This is a genomic window from Peribacillus sp. FSL M8-0224 (genome assembly GCF_038003055.1).
GTDB lineage: Bacteria > Bacillota > Bacilli > Bacillales > DSM-1321 > Peribacillus > Peribacillus frigoritolerans.
In genome coordinates this window covers 3,226,870-3,247,380 of the sequence record NZ_JBBOOJ010000001.1, presented here as the reverse complement: position 1 = coordinate 3,247,380, position 20,511 = coordinate 3,226,870, and the positions used below count along the sequence as shown (strand labels likewise).

Sequence of the window (20,511 nt, the reverse complement as noted above, 5' to 3'; positions counted from 1 at the left end):
TTTGTCCTGCAATGATGCTTCTTTTGTAACTATTCTGTTGAATCTTGCATTTTCTATTGATATAATAAAAAATAGTGTATTGTGTCGACTAGTGGGAGTGAACGTCATGAATAGAGAAGAAAAATTAAAAAGACAATCAAAAATTCGTAACTTTTCCATCATCGCTCATATCGATCATGGTAAATCTACATTGGCGGATCGTATCATTGAAAAAACGAACGCCATGACTCAGCGTGAAATGAAGAGTCAGCTATTGGATTCCATGGATTTAGAGCGTGAGCGTGGAATTACGATTAAATTGAATGCGATTCAATTGAAATATAACGCGAAAGATGGAGAAGAATACATCTTTCATCTTATTGATACACCGGGACATGTCGATTTTACGTATGAAGTGTCACGAAGCCTTGCAGCTTGTGAAGGTGCTGTCCTTGTTGTCGATGCGGCACAGGGAATTGAGGCCCAAACGCTTGCAAATGTGTATTTAGCTTTGGACAACAACCTTGAAATCATTCCGGTCATCAATAAAATTGATTTGCCGAGTGCAGATCCGGAACGGGTGCGCGGAGAAATCGAGGAAGTGATCGGATTGGATGCTTCCGATGCAGTTTTGGCTTCGGCTAAAGCGGGAATCGGAATCGAGGAGATTTTGGAACAGGTAGTTGAATTGGTTCCAGCTCCGCAAGGTGATCCGGATGCTCCTTTCAAGGCGCTTATTTTCGATTCACTGTTTGATGCGTACCGCGGTGTAGTTGCCTATATCCGTGTTGTTGAGGGTTCCATTAAAGTGGGCGACAAAATCAAAATGATGTCCACTGGCAAGGAATTCGATGTTACCGAATTGGGTGTTTTCAACCCTAAAACACAGCTTTTGGATGAACTGAACGTCGGTGATGTAGGTTTCCTTACGGCATCCATTAAAAACGTTGGTGATACGACTGTCGGTGATACGATCACGAGTGCCGTGAATAGTGCGACAGAACCATTGCCGGGTTACAGGAAGATGAATCCGATGGTATATTGCGGTTTATACCCAATTGACGCATCGAAATTCAATGATTTACGGGATGCATTGGAGAAATTGGAATTGAACGATTCAGCGCTGCAGTTCGAAGCGGAATCATCGCAAGCATTGGGCTTCGGTTTCCGTTGCGGATTCCTTGGGCTCCTTCATATGGAAATCATCCAGGAACGGATTGAACGTGAATTCAAAATCGATCTGATCACCACTGCACCGAGTGTTATTTATGATGTGGTGCAAACGGACGGAACGGTCCTGAAAGTGGATAACCCGTCCAATATGCCTGATGCTCAAAAGATCGAACGTGTCGAGGAGCCATATGTCAAAGCGACGATGATGGCACCGACGGAGTTTGTCGGGGCGATCATGGAAATCTGTCAAAATAAACGCGGTAACTTCATTGATATGGAATATATCGATGAGACTCGTGTGAGCATTCATTATGAAATTCCATTATCGGAAATCGTGTATGATTTCTTCGATCAATTGAAATCCAATACAAGAGGCTATGCTTCATTCGATTATGAGCTGATCGGCTACCAACCGTCCAAGCTTGTGAAGATGGATATCTTACTGAATGCTGAAACTGTCGATGCTTTAAGTTTCATCGTTCATAAGGACTTTGCTTATGAACGCGGTAAAGTCATTGTTGAAAAATTGAAGAAATTGATTCCAAGGCAACAATTCGAAGTGCCGATCCAAGCGGCGATCGGGCAAAAAATCATCGCCCGTTCTTCGATTAGTGCAATGCGCAAAAACGTATTGGCTAAATGTTACGGCGGCGATATTTCCCGTAAACGTAAGTTGCTCGAAAAACAGAAAGAAGGTAAAAAGCGGATGAAACAAGTAGGTTCCGTTGAAGTTCCGCAAGAAGCTTTCATGGCTGTTTTGAAAATGGATGATACGACACCCAAAAAATAAATAAAATAAACGATAGTTAGAAAAAAGAGGGTAGAGGAGATCTAGCCTCTTTTTCTATCGACTCATTCGATTAAAAGGTTGTGAACACAATGATCAAAAGCGCCTACCTCCATATACCATTTTGTGAACATATTTGTCACTATTGTGATTTCAATAAAGTATTTTTGCAGGGACAGCCGGTCGACGAATATTTACAGATGATGAAAAGGGAAATGGTGATGCAGCTTTCCAAATACCCGACTGCAGGTTTGGATACGGTTTTCGTCGGTGGAGGGACACCGACCTCACTGGATGAAAAGCAGCTTGCATTCTTATGTGAAGCAATCAATGAAACCCTGCCCTTTGATTCTAAGAAGGCTGAATATACATTTGAAGCCAATCCCGGGGATCTTTCAAGGGAAAAACTCAAGATACTTTATGATTCAGGGGTCAATAGACTTAGCTTTGGAGTGCAAAGCTTCAATGATGAATTATTAAAACGAATTGGCCGGACTCACCGGGCTTCAGAAGTATATGAAACGATCCATTTGGCTCAAGAAGTTGGCTTTACGAATATAAGCATCGACTTGATTTATGGATTGCCGGGCCAATCGATGGAAGATTTCAAGGATACGCTGGATAAAGCGATCGCGCTTCAATTGCCGCACTACTCAAGCTACTCATTGATCGTTGAGCCGAAGACGGTTTTTTATAATCAGATGCGAAGAGGTAAATTAAACCTGCCGCCGCAGGAGCTCGAGGCTTCGATGTATGAGAGGCTGATGGAAGAGATGGAGAAGCATGGTCTGCATCAATATGAAATCAGTAATTTTGCCCGGGCTGGGTTTGAAAGCAGGCACAACCTGACATATTGGGATAATGTGGAGTATTATGGGATTGGTGCTGGTGCACATGGCTATACTGGAGGTAAAAGGGTGGCCAATCATGGGCCTGTGAAGAAATATATCACTCCATTGCTTTCGAACGAGCTGCCTGTGTTGGAAGAACACCCAGTACCGCTTCATGAACGGATGGAAGAGGAGATGTTTTTGGGTCTCCGGAAAACGCAAGGAGTTTCATTGGAAATCTTCAAGAATAAATTTTTTGTAGAAATGACGGAGATTTTCAGGAAACCGCTCGAAGAAGGATCGGCAAAGGGTTTGCTTAAGGTGGAAGGCGGGTTCGTGCGCTTGACTGAGCGGGGCAAACTGCTAGGAAATGAAGTGTTCCAAACATTTTTAGGCGTTATTGATTCCGACTGAAGGAAATCCATGTTATTTTAACGATGAATTAGCGGTTTTCATTGTTGACATCATAAGCTGCATTTGATAATTTATTAGTATATTAGCACTCGATGAGACAGAGTGCTAACAGAGGTGATCATACATGCTAACTGATCGTCAATTATTGATTCTACAAGTGATAATCGAGGATTTCATCCATTCTGCCCAGCCAGTCGGGTCACGAAGCTTGTCGAAGAAAGATGAAATCACGTTCAGCTCTGCCACAATTCGCAACGAAATGTCTGACCTTGAAGAAATGGGATTTTTAGAAAAAACCCATACTTCTTCCGGTAGGATCCCTTCTGAAAAAGGGTATAGATATTATGTGGATCATTTACTTTCTCCTCAAGCTCCGAAAAAGAATGAAGTGAAGATTTTAAAATCCGTTTTTGTAGAACGAATTTATGAATTGGAAAAGATCGTTCAGAAGTCAGCGAAAATACTTTCGGAACTGACGAATTATACGGCGATTGTACTCGGACCAAAAGTGAATGAGCATAAGCTGAAAAAAATCCAGATCATTCCCTTAAGTCCTGAAACGGCAATAGCCATCATTATTACGGATACAGGTCATGTGGAAAATCGAATGATTTCCTTACCGCCTTCTTTTGATATAAACGAAATTGAAAAGATGGTGAACATATTGAATTCCCGTTTGGTCGATGTTCCGCTAGTTGATCTAAAGGATAAGATCTATAAGGAAGTTGCCGTTCTATTGAGCCGCCACATTCATAACTATGGATCGATGGTCTCGGTCCTTGCGGAGACCCTGACGGACACAAAGCCCGAAAAAATATTTTTCGGCGGGAAAACGAATATGCTGAGGCAGCCGGAGTTCCATGATATTGCGAAAGTAAGCACGCTTTTATCGATGATTGAGCAGGAACAGGGATTTTATGAGCTAATTACTCAAAATCCATCGGGCATCCACGTCAAGATCGGCCGTGAAAATCAAAACACAGTGCTCGATGACTGCAGTTTGATTACGGCAACCTACTCAATCGGGCAGGAGCAAGTTGGCACATTGGCCATATTGGGTCCAACGAGAATGGAATATTCGCGAGTGATCAGTTTGCTTTCGTTTTTCTCGAAAGATTTAACGGCCCTGATGACCAAACTGTATCAAAAATAGTAGCAAAGGTAATATTGTTAAGGTGGCGGAGGAGTATATTCCGCGGCCTGGCATATTACTTTAGCATAAATTGTATAACCCTTTTAGGGAGGTGAGATTGTGACAGAAAATAAAAACGAAGAACAAACATTGGAAAATGAAACAATCGAGGAAAGCGCTGCAGAAGCAGTTTTCGCTGAAGAAGAAATTCCAGCAGCGGAAGAAAACGATGGTCCGGTTGAAAAAGATGAACTTCAATTGGCTCATGAAAAAATTGCCGAACTTGAGGCGAAAATCGAAGAAATGGATAACCGTTATCTTCGTCTGCAGGCCGATTTTGATAATTCAAGACGCCGTGCCAAGCTTGATATGGAGGCGGCTCAAAAATATAGAGTTCAAAGTATTGCTAGTGATTTAGTGGAGGCTCTTGATAATTTTGAAAGAGCAACAAAAATCGAAGCGGAAAATGAACAGACGAAATCCTTGCTTTCCGGCATGGAAATGGTCTATAAAGCAATTACTGGTGCATTGGCTAAAGAAGGCATCGAACCGATCAGTTCGGTTGGCGAAGAGTTCGATCCGCGTTTGCATCAAGCGGTCATGCAAGTTCAAGATGAAAACTTCGGTTCGAACATCGTCGTCGAGGAATTCCAAAAAGGATACCTTCTTAAAGACCGTGTGATTCGACCTGCAATGGTAAAAGTGAACGAATAGGATTTTTACATATAAATAATTGGGAGGTAGTGAAACTATGAGCAAGATTATTGGTATTGACTTAGGTACAACAAACTCTTGTGTATCTGTACTTGAAGGCGGGGAACCAAAAGTAATCCCGAATCCGGAAGGAAACCGTACAACACCATCCGTAGTGGCATTCAAAAATGGAGAAAGGCAAGTTGGGGAAGTGGCAAAACGCCAAGCGATTACAAACCCTAACACAATCATTTCCATTAAACGCCATATGGGTACCAACCATAAAGAAGTAATTGAAGGAAAAGAATACTCACCTCAAGAAGTTTCTGCAATCATCCTTCAATACTTGAAATCATATGCTGAAGAGTATCTTGGCGAAAAAGTCACAAAAGCGGTTATCACTGTACCTGCTTACTTCAATGATGCAGAACGTCAAGCAACTAAGGATGCTGGTCAAATTGCCGGCCTTGAAGTGGAACGTATCATCAACGAACCGACAGCTGCAGCACTTGCATACGGTTTGGATAAAACGGAAGAAGATCAAACGATCCTTGTATTCGACCTTGGCGGCGGTACATTTGACGTGTCGATCATGGAACTTGGAGACGGCGTTTTCGAAGTTAAGTCCACAGCTGGCGACAACCGTCTAGGTGGGGATGATTTCGACCAAGTCATCATCGATTACCTGGTTGAAGCATTCAAGAAAGAAAACGGAATCGATCTTTCAAAAGATAAAATGGCGGTTCAACGTTTGAAAGATGCAGCTGAAAAAGCGAAAAAAGATCTTTCCGGCGTAACGTCAACTCAAATTTCTTTACCATTCATCACTGCTGGAGAAGCTGGACCGCTTCACTTGGATGTAACGATGACTAGAGCTAAATTCGATGAGCTTTCCACAGGTCTTGTGGAACGTACTATGGGACCGACTCGTCAAGCATTGAAAGATGCTGGTCTTTCAGCATCTGAAATCGACAAAGTAATCCTGGTTGGTGGATCTACACGTATTCCTGCTGTCGTTGAAGCGATCAAAAAGGAAATCGGTCAAGAACCAAGCAAAGGTGTAAACCCTGATGAAGTGGTTGCTATGGGTGCTGCAATTCAAGGTGGCGTATTGACAGGTGATGTTAAAGACGTTGTCCTTCTTGATGTAACTCCACTTTCACTTGGAATTGAAACGATGGGCGGAGTATTCACGAAACTGATTGACCGTAATACTACGATTCCGACAAGTAAATCACAAGTATTCTCGACAGCGGCTGATAATCAAACGGCAGTTGATATCCATGTCCTTCAAGGTGAGCGTCCAATGTCAGCGGATAACAAAACTCTTGGTCGTTTCCAATTGAGTGACATTCCACCGGCACCGCGTGGAGTTCCGCAAGTTGAAGTGACATTCGATATCGATAAAAATGGTATCGTGAACGTTCGTGCGAAAGATCTTGGTACGAACAAAGAACAAGCAATCACCATCAAATCATCTTCAGGTCTTTCTGATGAAGAGATCGAACGCATGGTACGTGAAGCGGAAGAAAATGCCGATAGCGATAAACAACGTAAAGAAGAAGTTGAACTTCGTAACGAAGCAGATCAATTAGTTTTCCAAACGGAAAAAACGCTTAAAGATCTAGAAGGTAAAGTGGACGAAGCGGAAGTGACAAAAGCGAATGAAGCGAAGGATGAACTGAAAGCTGCAATCGAGAAAAATGAGCTTGAAGAAATCCGCGTGAAAAAAGATGCACTTAACGAAATCGTTCAAGCTTTGACAATGAAGCTTTATGAAGAAGCGGCAAAAGCTCAGCAAGCTGGCGAAGCGGGTGCTGGCGAGTCTGCTCAAGACGATAATGTCGTTGATGCTGAATACACTGAAGTAAACGAAGAAGAGAAAAAATAAAAAGTGCCCCAATCGGGACACTGATATATCGGGCAGTATTCTGCTCCATTGTAAAAAAGTCAAAGTCAGGTTATCTTGACTTTGGCTTTTTTTACAGTGAATGGAAACATTGTTGCAATCACTGATGGGGAATCGTGGGATTTTAGAGAAAAATGTGTGCAAATTGGGGCTGGCAATGCCATTTGCAAAAATGTGTTAAAGCCGTTTGTACTTTTCTAGTTGATTATTATCTTCGTTCAGTGATAATATTACCTTTATGTGAATCGAATCGGGAGTGGATTTTAGATATGAGTAAACGCGATTATTATGAGGTGTTAGGCCTTTCGAAAAGTGCTTCGAAGGATGAAATCAAAAAAGCGTATCGAAAGCTCTCCAAACAATATCACCCTGATATTAATAAAGCGGACGATGCTGCGGATAAATTCAAGGAAATCAAGGAAGCTTACGAAGTATTGAGTGACGAACAGAAAAAAGCCCATTATGACCAATTCGGACATACAGATCCCAATCAAGGCTTTGGCGGTCAGGACTTTGGCGGTTTCGGCGGTTTTGAAGATATTTTCAGTAGCTTCTTTGGTGGCGGCGGACGCAGGAGAGATCCTAATGCACCGCGTCAAGGAGCGGATTTACAGTATACGATGACGCTTTCGTTTGAAGAGGCTGCATTCGGAAAAGATACTGAGATCGAAATTCCGCGTGAAGAGGATTGCGGTACATGTAAAGGATCCGGTGCCAAACCAGGTACAAAGGTGGAAAACTGTTCACATTGTCATGGAACCGGTCAATTGAATGTTGAACAAAACACAGCGTTCGGAAGGATTGTGAACCGGAGAGCATGTCACCATTGTCAAGGAACAGGAAAAATCATTCCTAATAAATGTTCAACATGCGGCGGCGACGGAAAAGTCCAAAAACGTAAAAAAATCCAAGTCAAGGTGCCAGCAGGAATTGATGATGGCCAGCAGTTGCGTGTAACAGGCCAAGGCGAGCCTGGAATCAATGGCGGTCCCGCAGGAGACCTGTATGTTGTCTTCCATGTGCGCAGCCATGAATTCTTTGAACGGGATGGCGATGATATTTATTGTGAAATGCCGGTTACTTTTGCCCAGGCAGCATTAGGCGATGAAATAGAAGTTCCGACGCTGCATGGAAAAGTGAAGCTGAAGATTCCAGCAGGTACACAAACTAGCACTCGTTTCCGTTTAAAGGGCAAAGGAGTTCCGAATGTCAGAGGATATGGCCAAGGAGATCAGCATGTGGTCGTATTGGTTGTCACGCCTAAGAAATTAACGGAAAAACAAAAGGACTTGCTTCGTGAGTTCAGTGATATCAGCGGACAAGGTGTAGATGAACAAGATGATGGCTTTTTCTCAAAAGTGAAGCGTGCTTTTAAAGATAGGTGAATAAAAGTAAAAAGAACAAATTGGGAGTTGGTAGATTATGAAGTGGTCTGAATTTGCAATCCAAACAACGAATGAAGCGGTTGAACCTGTTTCGAATATTCTTCATGAGGCAGGTGCGAGCGGTGTTGTCATTGAGGATCCTCTAGAATTAGTCAAGGAACGTGAAAATGTTTTTGGCGAAATCTACCACTTAAACCCCGATGATTATCCGGATGAAGGTGTAGTCATTAAGGCTTATCTGCCCGTTAACAGCTTCCTTGGCGATACCATTGATGCTATTAAGGAATCAATCAATAATCTCCTTCTTTTCGATATTGACCTTGGGAAAAATGTTGTTTCAATTAGTGAAGTGAATGAAGAAGAGTGGGCGACGGCTTGGAAAAAATATTATAACCCCGTCAAGATATCCGAACGTTTTACCATCGTGCCAACGTGGGAAGACTATACTCCGGTAAGCAGTGACGAATTGATCATTGAACTTGATCCAGGCATGGCCTTCGGAACGGGAACACACCCGACGACGGTCATGTGCATCCAAGCGCTGGAACGAACAGTAACGCCTGGGGATTTAGTCGTTGATGTAGGAACTGGTTCTGGTGTTCTAAGCATTGCAGCTGCATTATTGGATGCAAAACGAATCCAGTCACTTGATTTGGATGAAGTGGCAGTACAGTCAGCCAAGCAAAACGTTGAAATAAATAACGTGCAGGATAAAGTGTCCGTGTCACAAGGCAACTTACTGGATGGTGTAAATGAACAAGCGGATATCGTCGTGGCTAATATTCTTGCCGAAGTGATCATGCGTTTTACGGATGATGTAGCGAAAGTCGTTAAACCTGGCGGATATTTCATCGCTTCCGGAATCATTCAAACTAAGAAACAAGATGTGAAGGAAGCGATTATAGCATCTGGTTTCACCGTTGAGGAAACGATCTTGATGGAAGATTGGGTGGCAATAATCGCAAAAAGAAATGCTTAATTGGAAAAGTTACTCTGATTATCGGTTTTTTTGATAGTCAGAGTACCTTTTTTTAGCTTGAATCTTTGCACGGCTTGCATTCTGGATTCCTGACTGTTAGCCTGTGAGTTATTTAGACTAGACGAAGTAGGTGGCAGTGTGCAACGGTATTTTCTTAACGAAGCAGATATCAATGGAAACATGGTGACGATATCAGGTGATGATTTTCACCATATCGCCAGAGTGATGAGAATGGGACCAGGTGAGCGGATCATCACGGTGAAAGGTAATGGCATGACAGCTATCGCGGAAATTTCGGAAATTACTGATGATGCTGTAATAGGTACGGTAACCGAATGGAAGAATGAAGAAAAGGAACTTCCTGTAAGGGTAGTGATTGCGAGCGGTCTGCCTAAAGGGGATAAATTGGAATATATCGTTCAAAAGGGCACTGAACTGGGTGCCGTTGAATTTATCCCTTTTATTGCTGCTCGTTCGGTGGTAAAATGGGACCACAAAAAGGTAGGCAAGAAATTGGAGAGGCTCCAGAAGATTTCAAAAGAGGCGGCTGAGCAATCTCACCGCACGGTTATCCCTGCCATCAAGGAACCGATGACGGCTGATCAGCTAGCTGGGTATGCTTCCGGTTTCGATCATAAATTAATCGCTTTTGAAGAAGAGGCAAAACGGGGGGAAACTTCTGTACTCGCTTCTGTCTTGAAAGATATTACTGCTGGGCAATCCATCCTATTCGTTTTTGGGCCTGAAGGTGGTTTAGCAGATAAGGAAATTGAAAAACTGACTGATGCCGGTTTTATGGCTTGCGGTCTTGGACCAAGAATATTAAGAACTGAAACAGCACCTTTATATGCACTTTCCGCTGTTTCTTATCATGTAGAACTTTTGAGGTGATGAAAAATGGCAACGGTCGCTTTCCATACATTAGGCTGTAAAGTGAATCATTATGAAACAGAGGCTATATGGCAATTATTCAAAACTGGGGGATATGATCGTGTTGAGTTTGAAAATACATCAGATGTATATGTCATCAACACATGCACGGTGACAAACACTGGCGATAAGAAAAGCCGTCAGGTCATCCGTCGTGCCATTCGTAAGAATCCGAATGCCGTCATAGCGGTAACGGGATGTTACGCACAGACATCGCCGGCAGAAATCATGGCCATACCAGGTGTGGATATTGTTGTAGGAACACAAGACAGGGTTAAACTGCTTGATTACATTGAGCAATTCAAGGTTGAGCGTGAACCAATCAATGCCGTAGGAAATATCATGAAAAACCGTGTCTACGAAGAGTTGGATGTACCTGCTTTCACAGACCGTACACGCGCTTCACTGAAGATTCAGGAAGGCTGCAATAATTTCTGCACTTTCTGCATCATTCCTTGGGCACGTGGCTTGATGCGTTCCCGCGATCCAAAGGAAGTCGTTCACCAGGCTGAACAGCTTGTCGAGTCAGGCTATAAAGAGCTAGTCCTTACCGGAATTCATACGGGCGGCTACGGAGATGATTTGAAAGACTATAATTTGGCGATGCTGCTGCGGGACTTGGAAAAAGTCGATGGGCTGAAGCGTATCCGTATTTCATCCATTGAAGCCAGCCAAATTACAGATGAGATCATTGAAGTACTGACGAATTCGAAAAAAGTGGTACGTCATTTGCATATACCAATCCAATCGGGTTCCGATACCGTTCTAAAACGGATGAGACGTAAATATACGATGGATTTCTTCGGTGATCGAATCGAAAAGCTGAAAATTGCACTTCCGGGTCTTGCTGTTACCTCTGATGTCATCGTAGGTTTCCCGGGTGAAACTGAAGAAGAATTCATGGAGACATATAACTTTATAGAAAAATATAAATTCTCCGAACTTCATGTTTTCCCTTATTCAAAACGGACAGGGACTCCGGCTGCCCGTATGGGAGATCAAGTGGATGAAGATATCAAAAATGAACGAGTCCACCGCCTTATTACGTTGTCGGATCAGTTGGCAAAAGAGTATGCCTCCCGATTCGAGGGGGAAGTTCTGGAAGTCATTCCTGAAACGAAGTTGGAAAATGGACTTTATGAGGGCTACTCCGATAATTACATGAAAGTCGTCTTCCCGGCATCGGAAGAAATGGTCGGTGAAATCGTCAAAGTTAAAATCACAAAATCTGGCTATCCATTTAGTGAAGGTCAGTTCGTGACGGTCGTGAAGGATTTTCCGTTGCAACAAGCATCCAATATCTAAGACAGCGGTTAATCGCTGTCTTTTTTTATTATCCTTTTTTAGATGTGTTTTCTTGGCACTTTCGGGTAAAGACTATATATATCGTCAAACTGGTTAAACTATGGTATCATGAGAGGTACGTACAACTAGGTATAGATTGTTTTTGAGGAGGATTTATTAATGTCACAAAATGTAGCAGGTTTAATTGACCACACGTTATTAAAAGCAGATGCAACCAAAGAGCAAATAAAGGTATTGTGCGAAGAAGCGAGAGAGTATAACTTTGCTTCCGTATGCGTAAACCCAACTTGGGTGAAATATGCAAGTGAACTTTTGGAAGGTTCAGAAGTGAAGGTTTGTACGGTTATCGGCTTCCCTCTAGGTGCAACCACACCGGAAACCAAAGCTTTTGAAACGAAAGATGCCATCGCCAATGGTGCTCACGAAGTCGATATGGTGATCAATATCGGCGCATTGAAGGACAAGGATGATGAGTTGGTAGAGCGGGATATTCGTGCTGTGGTAGCGGCATCCACTGGTAAGGCTCTTTCAAAAGTGATCATTGAAACTTCTTTATTGACCGATGAAGAAAAAGTCCGTGCATGTGAATTGGCCGTAAAAGCCGGAACGGATTATGTGAAAACATCAACTGGTTTTTCGACCGGCGGAGCGACAGTTGAAGATATCGCGCTTATGAGAAAAACGGTTGGCCCGAATATCGGTGTCAAAGCTTCAGGCGGGGTTCGCAACACGAGCGATGCCCAGAATGTGATTGAAGCTGGTGCAACAAGAATTGGAGCGAGTGCAGGTGTCTCCATCGTGAAGGGCTTAACAGCTGATTCCGATTATTGATTTTGTAAGGACCGTATAATTCCCTAAAATATAGCAGGCGGAGAAAAATGAATTATTTTTTCTCCGCCTGTTTTTTATTGATTCCAAAAATAATTCAACTGGCAATTTCCCTTGCCCGTATATTGGCTTATTTCTTCCATAAAAAAGAGGACCTGTATCATTTTTGGAACCCATACATTCAAAAATAAGTTTATTGTGGATTTAATAGATATTAGGAGGTATCAAACAGGGAGTAAACATGCTTATATTAAATTGGGTTTTCATTTTGAATGGTTAAATGCATGGTGGAATTTTACACTTCAATAACCGTTTTATTTATAATGGCAGTAACTGCTTTTTATCTAACATCATTCTCTAATGAAAGTTTGCTGATTTTGATAGTAGCTGTTGTATTATTGAGTGGTTTGAGCTTATTGAACCATAAAACTAATTATAAAAAGATTAGCTGAAATCGTTTACCGCCCTTAATATCTATGCGTTTAGGTTATGTCTATCTTATTTATGGCTGTCCCATAGTCTGTTGCCAATGGCTTTTGGACAGCCCTTATTTTTTTAAGTGTGGCCGATGCACCAAAAGAATGAGGTTGGAGAATCGCCGTGCGAATGGCAAGACGGCCAAAGAAGTCAAGATATTGAAAATGACACTGGCATGCGCGAGCTGTGTCCCTTTGTTTTCGGTGAAATAGGCAGCCGTACTTTCCAGGATGTCCACAAAAGGAAGGAATGCTGCAACCCCGATGATGTTCAGCCAAATATGTGCATAAGCTGTGAAGGCAGCTTGTCTGCCAGAACCGATGCTGGCCATGTATCCGGTGATGCAAGTGCCGATATTCGATCCGAGCATGATGATGATTGCCGAGGACACGGATAACTCCCCATTCATCAAAAAACTCATGGCTATCCCGATGGTTGCAGAACTGGAGTGAATGAGTGCCGTCAATAATAACCCGGCAATCAGGGCATAACTCATATGGCCCTCTATGTACTGGATAAGGGTTTGTATGGATGGATAGGCTGCAACCGGAGTCGAAAGCGTTTTAAAACCGCTCATCGCTGCGAAGATGGCCGAGATTCCGATCAGGGACATTCCTAGGCTTCTCGGAAATGCTTTTGGCATGAAGCAAAGGAAAGCGCCGCTTACGACACCGGGAATGATCCAGCGATCCAAAGAGAAAGTCATGAACTCTGCTGTAAAGGTGGATCCGATATTCGTTCCAAGAATAATCCCGATTGTTTGCGGGAATGTTAAGCTTCCTGCGGAAACGAGGCCGACCGTCATGACCATGACCGCCGAGCTGCTCTGCAGGATCCCGGTAAAGATGGTTCCGGCCAAGAAGCCTTTCCATGGCTTATCCGTAACCTTTGAGAGAAATGTTTTTAATGCTGCACCGGACATATTGAACAGTCCGATTCGTAAAACTGACATACCTGCCAGAAATATCGCAATGAATAAAATGAATAAAAATAGCTCATGCATGACTGTCACCTCATAGTAAGCTTATGGCCCATTAACGGGGGACATGCTATAAATTGGTATTTCATGCAAGTTGAATCTTCGCTTAGTGAAAAATTATGATAATAACACGATTATATTCAAAATAAGTTTGATTTTATTGGTTGACCTGCTAAAGATGATATATTATAATTGTTTAGTACATGTATAACATGTTGACAACTTGAGTTAGTGTGTTGTTTTCGGAGGGAGGGAAAGAGATGTCTAAAACCGTCGTTCGTAAAAACGAATCGCTTGAAGATGCTCTTCGTCGTTTCAAACGTACTGTATCTAAAGCAGGATCGCTTCAGGAAGCTAGGAAGCGTGAATTTTATGAAAAACCAAGCGTAAAACGTAAGAAAAAGTCTGAAGCTGCAAGAAAACGTAAATTCTAAGAGAGGGTGGAAAGATGAGTCTTCTCGAGCGTTTAAATAATGATATGAAACAAGCGATGAAGAACAAGGAAAAGGACAAACTATCTGTTATTCGTATGCTGAAAGCTTCTATTCAAAACGAAGCCTTGAAGCAGAGACAAGATTTAACAGATGATGAAGAATTGACAGTGCTCTCTCGCGAATTAAAACAACGCAAAGACTCCCTCCAGGAGTTTGAAAACGCAGGTCGTTCAGATCTCGTGGATAAAGTCCGCACCGAACTAGTATACGTAGAGGCATATATGCCTCAGCAACTTTCAGAAGAAGACATTTCTAAAATCGTTAACGAAACGATTTTAGAAGTCAATGCAACATCCAAAGCAGATATGGGCCGAGTTATGGGAGCTTTAATGCCTAAAGTTAAAGGTAAAGCGGATGGTTCTCTAGTTAACAAATTAGTACAACAACATCTATCTTAAACTCTAAACTTAAAACTCGAAACCTAACCGCAGGCAAATTGCCTGTGGTTTTTGTGTATTTCATGAATTTTATGCGTATATTATTGAAACGAAGCCCAAGATAATTGTGGCACTTTTAATTTTATTTGCTTTTTTTGAAACCTTTTTCATATACATACGTAATAACTAAAGAACAGGGTAAAGGGTTGCTTCAATTGCTCCTTATTCGAATTTTAGTTGCGGGCTGAATTTACTGGTAAGTTCCTGGATAATGGGGCACTTACCGCGTTTAATACGGGAAAGGGGGCGTTCCGTTGAAAATTTGGCGTTATTTATCTGTACTCCTATTTGGATTGCTGTTCACCATGTCTTCCTTTGGTGGAGCGACGGTATCTGCAAACGAGAAGATCGTTTACCATGTACCCATTGAAGAAACGGTGGAAAAGGGACTCTCGGCCTTTTTGGAACGAGCACTGACCACTGCTGAAGCAGCAGATGCAGATCTTGTCGTTTTCGAGGTGAATACCCCTGGAGGTGCTGTGGATGCAGCAGGGGAAATTGCAAAGTTACTGGCGGATTCACCAATAAAGACAGTTGCCTATGTCAATAACAGGGCTTTATCTGCAGGGGCATACATTTCTTTAAGTGCGGATGAGATCTATATGGTTCCGAGTGCCACCATGGGATCTGCAGCTGTGATTGATTCAACAGGGAACGCTGCAAGTAAGAAAGCGCAATCTTATTGGTTGGCTGCCATGAAGACTGCTGCTGAACAAAATGGACGTGATCCCATATACGCCCAGGCGATGGCGGATGTTGACATCGATCTACCCGAATATGGAGCGGAAAAAGGGAAGTTGCTGACATTTACAGCCGAACAGGCAAAAAAGGCTGGGTATAGCGAAGGCACTGTCTCTGGAAAAGCGGAGCTGTATAGTATACTTGGGGTTGAAGATGCTGATATTCGGTCAATCGAAGAAAGCTTTCCTGAGAAGCTAGCCCGCTTTTTGACCAACCCGATCGTCGTTCCCATTTTATTAACGATAGCGGGAATCGGGATTGTGATGGAATTGTTTTCACCCGGCTTTGGAATTCCGGGCGTAATTGGAATCACCAGTCTTGTCTTATTCTTCTATGGTCATCTTGTCGCCGGTATCACCGGATACGAATCGTTAGCGCTGTTCATCATTGGGGTTATTCTCGTACTAATTGAATTTTTTATCCCAGGGGGGATTATCGGGCTGCTCGGGTTTACAGCGGTAGTGGGGAGTCTATTCCTCGCGACAGGTGATCCGGTCCATATGACGATCTCCTTGCTAATTGCGGTCACCGTATCCATTTTGGTATTCATCCTACTTGTAAAGGTGTTTGGAAAACAGATGAAATTTTTCAGGAAAATGATATTAACCGATGCAACAAATACGGAACAAGGATATGTCAGCAATCCGAATCGTTTGGATTTATTAGGTGTAGAAGGGAAGGCCCTTACAGATTTGAGGCCTTCAGGAACAGCTTTGGTCAAAGAAGAAAGAGTGGATGTCGTGACCGAAGGAAGCTTTATTTCCAAAGGTTCGACAATCATTATCGTTAAAGTTGAAGGATCAAGGGTAGTCGTCCGGGAAATTCCGGATTCAAATTAAAATTAAAGGATACAGGAAGGATGAATCATTAAGTGATAACTTCAGGAACGGTATTTATTGTACTGGCAGTGATTGCTGCTATCATCGTATTGGCAGTGTTTTTCACATTCGTACCAGTCATGTTATGGATTTCCGCTTTAGCGGCAGGAGTCAAAATCAGTATATTTACATTAGTTGGGATGAGGCTTCGCCGTGTTATACCAAGCAGGGTCGTCAATCCCCTTATCAAGGCCCATAAGGCTGGAATCAATGTTTCGACGAATCAATTGGAGAGCCATTACCTTGCAGGCGGTAATGTCGATCGAGTGGTGAATGCATTAATTGCTGCAGAACGCGCCAATATCACGTTACCTTTCGAACGGGGTGCAGCCATTGACCTTGCCGGTCGTGATGTACTGCAAGCCGTTCAAATGAGCGTTAACCCGAAAGTGATCGAAACTCCATTCATCTCAGGTGTAGCGATGAATGGTATTGAAGTGAAAGCGAAGGCAAGGATCACGGTCCGGGCCAATATTGAACGCCTGGTCGGTGGTGCCGGTGAAGAGACGATCATTGCCCGTGTAGGGGAAGGGATCGTATCGACGATCGGTGCTTCGCAAATGCATACGGATGTACTGGAACATCCCGATTTGATTTCAAGAACGGTTTTATCGAAAGGGTTGGATTCAGGGACGGCATTCGAAATTCTTTCCATTGATATTGCTGAAGTGGATATCGGCAAGAATATCGGGGCCATCTTACAGACGGACCAAGCCGAAGCCGATAAGAAAATAGCCCAGGCAAAGGCCGAAGAACGACGTGCGATGGCTGTTGCACTTGAACAGGAAATGGTTGCCCGTGTTCAGGAAATGAGAGCGAAGGTTGTTCAATCCGAAGCGGAAGTTCCGCTTGCCATGGCCGATGCACTGAAAAGCGGAAACCTTGGAGTGATGGATTATATGAATATCCAAAATATCACGGCCGATACGGATATGCGCGGTTCCATCAGTAAAATATCCGAAAATCCAAAAGATAACAACAATAACCATAATAATAATTAGGTCAGGGAAGGAAGGTCTTTAAATGGGAGATTTTATTGATTTCTTTCTCAAGAACCCATTCCTTATCATTGTCTTGATCGGTATTTTAACGTCCATGTTAGGAAAGAAAAAACAGCCTCAAAATCCTAACACCCCTCCGAAAAAGAAATGGCAGGAGGTCATGCAGGAGCTTCAAGGTGAAATGCAGCAAGGGAATCAGCAGCAAACGCCTGCACCTGCTCCTGTAAGGAAAGTCGAACAGCAGGCAGCACAGGCTGCAGAAGTGATCGATGAGACGACGAACGAAGCGAACAAAAGGATTGCGGAGCTTAGACGGCTGCAGCAGAAGTACGATCAAGAGCGTTTGTATCAAAAAGCGAAGGCAGATCAACTTACTTCAACGATTGCTGATAATAACAGTCCGGTCTATCGCAAAGGACCGTCTTTTGGCAAAAAGCAGCTGATTGATGGCATCATCATGTCAGAAGTGCTGGGACCGCCAAGGGCGAAGAGGAGTCTTCAGAGGTCCAGAAGGTGATTCGGAGCTCCGGGCTTTTTTAGACCTTCATTAAATGAGCATGAAAAAATAGACTTTCATTCACTTATAATTTTGTGCTAGAACCCTCTTTCATTTCATACATTGAGATGAAAGGGGGTTCTTTTTTATGGCACGCAATTGGGGAAAAAAAGTGAAACAGCTTATGACCAAAACAATGGACCTTCCGCAAGATGTCATGATGGACCTGCCGCGAATTACAATGATCGGACAATTACATATTTATATTGAAAACCATCGTGGCTTATTGGCTTTTACAGACAGCGAAGTACGATTGATGCTGAAAAATGGGCAGTTGCTGATAAAGGGAAATGCCTTTGTCATAAAGACGATTTTGCCGGAAGAAATCATGCTCGAAGGCAAAATTGACAAGGTTTATTTTATCAATGAATGATCCCGGGAGGTCTCCATGAAAAACCAATGGACAAACTATTATACAGGCTATGTAAAGGTGAAGGCTTATGGAAAAGGTGCAGAACGGTTAATTAATATGCTGACGAGAAGGGGGCTTCATATATGGGAAGTGAAGCGTGTCGGAAGTGAAGCCCTGATTTTCCATATGGATATCAGGGATATCCCCAAACTACGTCAGGTCATGCGTAAGAGTGATTGTAAAGTAAAGTTCATGCAGGGAAAGGGTTTCCCTTTCCTGATGAAGAGAGTCATGAAAAACAGCGGGTTTTTAGCGGGGATGATCGCTTTCCTGCTATGTATATTTGTACTTTCCAATATGGTATGGGGCATCGAGGTTCAAGATGCCAAACCGGCAACCGAGCATGCCATCCGGAAAGAATTGGACAAGATGGGCGTGAAGATCGGTAAAGTGCAATTCTTTGTTGATGATGTGGATACGATTCAGCGTAAGCTGTCGGACCGGATTGGTGCTTTGACATGGGTGGGGGTCGAGCTAAAGGGAACGACATATCATTTTCGGGTTGTGGAAAAACGGCAGCCTAAAGAGGTCGAGAAAACATCTCCACAGAATTTGGTAGCATCAAAAAAAGCGATCATCGCTGATATGTTCGTTGAAAAAGGACAATCTATTGTTAATGTGAATGATTATGTAGGAAAAGGACAACTTCTTGTTTCAGGATTGATTGGTAAAGAGGATAAACAGGAAATTGTATCCGCAAAGGGAGTAATAAAAGGGAAAACGTGGTATAAAGCGAAAGTGGAAGTTCCGTTAAAAACCAAGTTTTCTGTTTTTAATGGAGATGAAACGAGCAAGCACTTTTTGAAAATGGGGGGCTTTTCCCTTCCGGTATGGGGCTTCAAGGATCCGGGATATGAAAAACAGGAAAAGGAAACGACAGTGAGGCCTTTTCACTTTCTTCAATGGGAACTGCCGATTTCTTATAAACAAGTGACCTTAAGGAGCAAGGAAGATATTGTACGAAGCTATACGGAGAAAGAAGCGGTGGAGGAAGGCAGGAAAATGGCTAAAGCGGAATTAAAAAAACATTTAAACGAGGAAGATGAAATCGTCGAAGAAAAAATTTTGCACGAAAGCATGGAGAATGGTAAAGTTAAATTGTCTATACATTACCAAGTTATTGAAGATATAGCGATTGGACAGCCAATCATTCAAGGAGACTAACGAATGGCAGATGATGTGAAAGTAATTAAGCTCGAAATCGAATCACCCAATGAAGCGATCGCGTTATTGGGCAATGGAGATTCAAATGTAAAAGTGCTCGAAGAGGAACTTGGCATTTCCGTCATAACCCGAGGTGAAGCGGTGAGTGTTGCCGGGGATATCGAGCGGGTAACGATGGGGGAAGAGATCCTCAAGGCATTATTGACTGTAGTCAGAAAAGGAATTGCAATCAGTTCCAGAGATGTGCTTTATGCAATTGAATTGGCAAGAAAAGGCACATTGGAGTATTTCGGTGAATTATATGATGAGGAAATCGCTAAAACGGCTAAGGGGAAATCCATTAAAGTCAAAACAATCGGGCAGAGATACTATATCCAGGCAATAAAGAAACAGGATCTTGTATTTGGAATTGGGCCTGCCGGAACCGGGAAGACCTATCTTGCTGTAGTGATGGCCATCAATGCTTTGAAAAATGGACATGTTAAACGGATCATCCTGACACGGCCTGCCGTCGAAGCAGGTGAGAGCCTTGGTTTTCTGCCTGGTGATCTGAAGGAAAAGGTAGATCCTTATCTAAGGCCGCTGTATGACGCTCTCCATGACCTCCTAGGGATGGAACAGACGCAAAGGATGATAGAGCGCGGAACGATCGAAATAGCTCCCCTGGCTTATATGAGGGGCCGTACGCTTGAAGATGCCTTTGTCATATTGGATGAAGCCCAGAATACGACGGAAGCCCAAATGAAGATGTTCTTGACCAGGCTTGGTTTCGGATCGAAAATGGTCATTACGGGAGACCGGACCCAGATTGACCTTCCAAAAGGCATGAAGTCAGGTCTTGTCCGGGTAGAAGAGATATTGAAGAATGTTAAAGGCCTTTCCTTTGTTTATTTTGAACAAAGTGATGTAGTAAGGCATCCGCTTGTCGCTAAAATCATTACTGCTTACGAGCAGGCGAAGTCATAAGAAAAAATCCGCCATTTCAATCGGCGGATTTTTCGTGATGTGTCTAAATGACGAACTTTATG

19 protein-coding genes are annotated in these 20,511 nt (G+C 42.9%); 18 read left to right on the top strand and 1 reads right to left on the bottom strand.

The features are described from left to right. The first annotated feature begins 106 nt into the window (after positions 1–106). From lepA to deoC, 10 genes are all read left to right on the top strand, one after another. Entirely contained in the window at positions 107–1,942 is a 1,836-nt protein-coding gene (gene lepA / locus MKX49_RS15555; protein WP_034308543.1) for a translation elongation factor 4, read from the top strand. Positions 1,943–2,031: 89 nt separating this feature from the next. Next, a complete protein-coding gene (gene hemW / locus MKX49_RS15550) occupies positions 2,032–3,183 on the top strand; it encodes a radical SAM family heme chaperone HemW (protein WP_340876938.1) in 1,152 nt (383 codons plus the stop codon). Between the two features lie 124 nt (positions 3,184–3,307). Next, entirely contained in the window at positions 3,308–4,336 is a 1,029-nt protein-coding gene (gene hrcA, locus MKX49_RS15545; RefSeq protein WP_048682856.1) for a heat-inducible transcriptional repressor HrcA, read from the top strand. Between the two features lie 99 nt (positions 4,337–4,435). Then, positions 4,436–5,029 carry a nucleotide exchange factor GrpE gene (grpE, locus tag MKX49_RS15540; protein ID WP_230136063.1) on the top strand — a complete coding sequence of 198 codons (594 nt, stop codon included), beginning with the start codon at positions 4,436–4,438 and terminating at the stop codon, positions 5,027–5,029. 37 nt (positions 5,030–5,066) lie between these two features. Beyond that, positions 5,067–6,899, top strand: coding sequence for a molecular chaperone DnaK (gene dnaK, locus MKX49_RS15535; protein ID WP_034308533.1), 1,833 nt, complete (start codon positions 5,067–5,069; stop codon positions 6,897–6,899). Positions 6,900–7,186: 287 nt separating this feature from the next. Next, positions 7,187–8,302 (top strand): molecular chaperone DnaJ, encoded by a 1,116-nt coding sequence (gene dnaJ, locus MKX49_RS15530; protein WP_063594190.1) that lies wholly within the window; start codon positions 7,187–7,189, stop codon positions 8,300–8,302. Positions 8,303–8,339: 37 nt separating this feature from the next. Beyond that, entirely contained in the window at positions 8,340–9,281 is a 942-nt protein-coding gene (gene prmA / locus MKX49_RS15525; protein ID WP_034308530.1) for a 50S ribosomal protein L11 methyltransferase, read from the top strand. Positions 9,282–9,419: 138 nt separating this feature from the next. Next, on the top strand, positions 9,420–10,172 hold the full coding sequence (locus tag MKX49_RS15520) for a 16S rRNA (uracil(1498)-N(3))-methyltransferase (protein WP_034308528.1): 753 nt from the start codon (positions 9,420–9,422) through the stop codon (positions 10,170–10,172). 6 nt (positions 10,173–10,178) lie between these two features. Then, positions 10,179–11,516, top strand: coding sequence for a tRNA (N(6)-L-threonylcarbamoyladenosine(37)-C(2))-methylthiotransferase MtaB (mtaB, locus tag MKX49_RS15515; protein ID WP_340876937.1), 1,338 nt, complete (start codon positions 10,179–10,181; stop codon positions 11,514–11,516). A gap of 159 nt (positions 11,517–11,675) precedes the next feature. Next, positions 11,676–12,347 carry a deoxyribose-phosphate aldolase gene (gene deoC / locus MKX49_RS15510; protein ID WP_048682875.1) on the top strand — a complete coding sequence of 224 codons (672 nt, stop codon included), beginning with the start codon at positions 11,676–11,678 and terminating at the stop codon, positions 12,345–12,347. A gap of 544 nt (positions 12,348–12,891) precedes the next feature. Here deoC and MKX49_RS15505 read toward each other — a convergent pair. Then, positions 12,892–13,824: a Na/Pi symporter gene (locus MKX49_RS15505; RefSeq protein WP_340876936.1), complete on the bottom strand. Its 933-nt coding sequence runs from the start codon at positions 13,822–13,824 to the stop codon at positions 12,892–12,894. Positions 13,825–14,060: 236 nt separating this feature from the next. Here MKX49_RS15505 and rpsU point away from each other — a divergent pair, with 236 nt between their 5' ends. From rpsU to MKX49_RS15465, 8 genes are all read left to right on the top strand, one after another. After that, positions 14,061–14,234 (top strand): 30S ribosomal protein S21, encoded by a 174-nt coding sequence (gene rpsU, locus MKX49_RS15500; RefSeq protein WP_028391853.1) that lies wholly within the window; start codon positions 14,061–14,063, stop codon positions 14,232–14,234. Between the two features lie 14 nt (positions 14,235–14,248). Beyond that, the gene (locus MKX49_RS15495) at positions 14,249–14,692 is read left to right on the top strand and encodes a GatB/YqeY domain-containing protein (protein ID WP_034308521.1); all 444 of its coding nucleotides are present in this window, start codon (positions 14,249–14,251) and stop codon (positions 14,690–14,692) included. A gap of 299 nt (positions 14,693–14,991) precedes the next feature. Further along, a complete protein-coding gene (locus MKX49_RS15490) occupies positions 14,992–16,311 on the top strand; it encodes an NfeD family protein (RefSeq protein WP_445670169.1) in 1,320 nt (439 codons plus the stop codon). A gap of 56 nt (positions 16,312–16,367) precedes the next feature. After that, complete coding sequence (gene floA, locus MKX49_RS15485; RefSeq protein WP_370023731.1) at positions 16,368–17,351, top strand: flotillin-like protein FloA; 984 nt, start codon at positions 16,368–16,370, stop codon at positions 17,349–17,351. Positions 17,352–17,373: 22 nt separating this feature from the next. Continuing rightward, positions 17,374–17,868 carry a hypothetical protein gene (locus tag MKX49_RS15480; RefSeq protein ID WP_323598456.1) on the top strand — a complete coding sequence of 165 codons (495 nt, stop codon included), beginning with the start codon at positions 17,374–17,376 and terminating at the stop codon, positions 17,866–17,868. A gap of 127 nt (positions 17,869–17,995) precedes the next feature. Next, the gene (yqfC, locus tag MKX49_RS15475; protein ID WP_034308511.1) at positions 17,996–18,280 is read left to right on the top strand and encodes a sporulation protein YqfC; all 285 of its coding nucleotides are present in this window, start codon (positions 17,996–17,998) and stop codon (positions 18,278–18,280) included. Between the two features lie 15 nt (positions 18,281–18,295). Beyond that, entirely contained in the window at positions 18,296–19,483 is a 1,188-nt protein-coding gene (yqfD, locus tag MKX49_RS15470; protein WP_340876934.1) for a sporulation protein YqfD, read from the top strand. A gap of 3 nt (positions 19,484–19,486) precedes the next feature. After that, the gene (locus tag MKX49_RS15465; RefSeq protein ID WP_034308506.1) at positions 19,487–20,449 is read left to right on the top strand and encodes a PhoH family protein; all 963 of its coding nucleotides are present in this window, start codon (positions 19,487–19,489) and stop codon (positions 20,447–20,449) included. Positions 20,450–20,511 lie beyond the last annotated feature (62 nt).

Excerpts from the sequence above, each read along its gene's own strand:
- lepA (WP_034308543.1), top strand. The coding sequence starts at position 107 with ATGAATAGAGAAGAAAAATTAAAAAGACAATCAAAAATTCGTAACTTT.
- hemW (WP_340876938.1), top strand. The coding sequence starts at position 2,032 with ATGATCAAAAGCGCCTACCTCCATATACCATTTTGTGAACATATTTGT.
- hrcA (WP_048682856.1), top strand. The coding sequence starts at position 3,308 with ATGCTAACTGATCGTCAATTATTGATTCTACAAGTGATAATCGAGGAT.
- dnaK (WP_034308533.1), top strand. The coding sequence starts at position 5,067 with ATGAGCAAGATTATTGGTATTGACTTAGGTACAACAAACTCTTGTGTA.
- dnaJ (WP_063594190.1), top strand. The coding sequence starts at position 7,187 with ATGAGTAAACGCGATTATTATGAGGTGTTAGGCCTTTCGAAAAGTGCT.
- prmA (WP_034308530.1), top strand. The coding sequence starts at position 8,340 with ATGAAGTGGTCTGAATTTGCAATCCAAACAACGAATGAAGCGGTTGAA.
- mtaB (WP_340876937.1), top strand. The coding sequence starts at position 10,179 with ATGGCAACGGTCGCTTTCCATACATTAGGCTGTAAAGTGAATCATTAT.
- deoC (WP_048682875.1), top strand. The coding sequence starts at position 11,676 with ATGTCACAAAATGTAGCAGGTTTAATTGACCACACGTTATTAAAAGCA.
- MKX49_RS15505 (WP_340876936.1), bottom strand. The coding sequence starts at position 13,824 with ATGCATGAGCTATTTTTATTCATTTTATTCATTGCGATATTTCTGGCA.
- rpsU (WP_028391853.1), top strand. The coding sequence starts at position 14,061 with ATGTCTAAAACCGTCGTTCGTAAAAACGAATCGCTTGAAGATGCTCTT.
- MKX49_RS15495 (WP_034308521.1), top strand. The coding sequence starts at position 14,249 with ATGAGTCTTCTCGAGCGTTTAAATAATGATATGAAACAAGCGATGAAG.
- MKX49_RS15480 (WP_323598456.1), top strand. The coding sequence starts at position 17,374 with ATGGGAGATTTTATTGATTTCTTTCTCAAGAACCCATTCCTTATCATT.
- yqfC (WP_034308511.1), top strand. The coding sequence starts at position 17,996 with ATGGCACGCAATTGGGGAAAAAAAGTGAAACAGCTTATGACCAAAACA.
- yqfD (WP_340876934.1), top strand. The coding sequence starts at position 18,296 with ATGAAAAACCAATGGACAAACTATTATACAGGCTATGTAAAGGTGAAG.
- MKX49_RS15465 (WP_034308506.1), top strand. The coding sequence starts at position 19,487 with ATGGCAGATGATGTGAAAGTAATTAAGCTCGAAATCGAATCACCCAAT.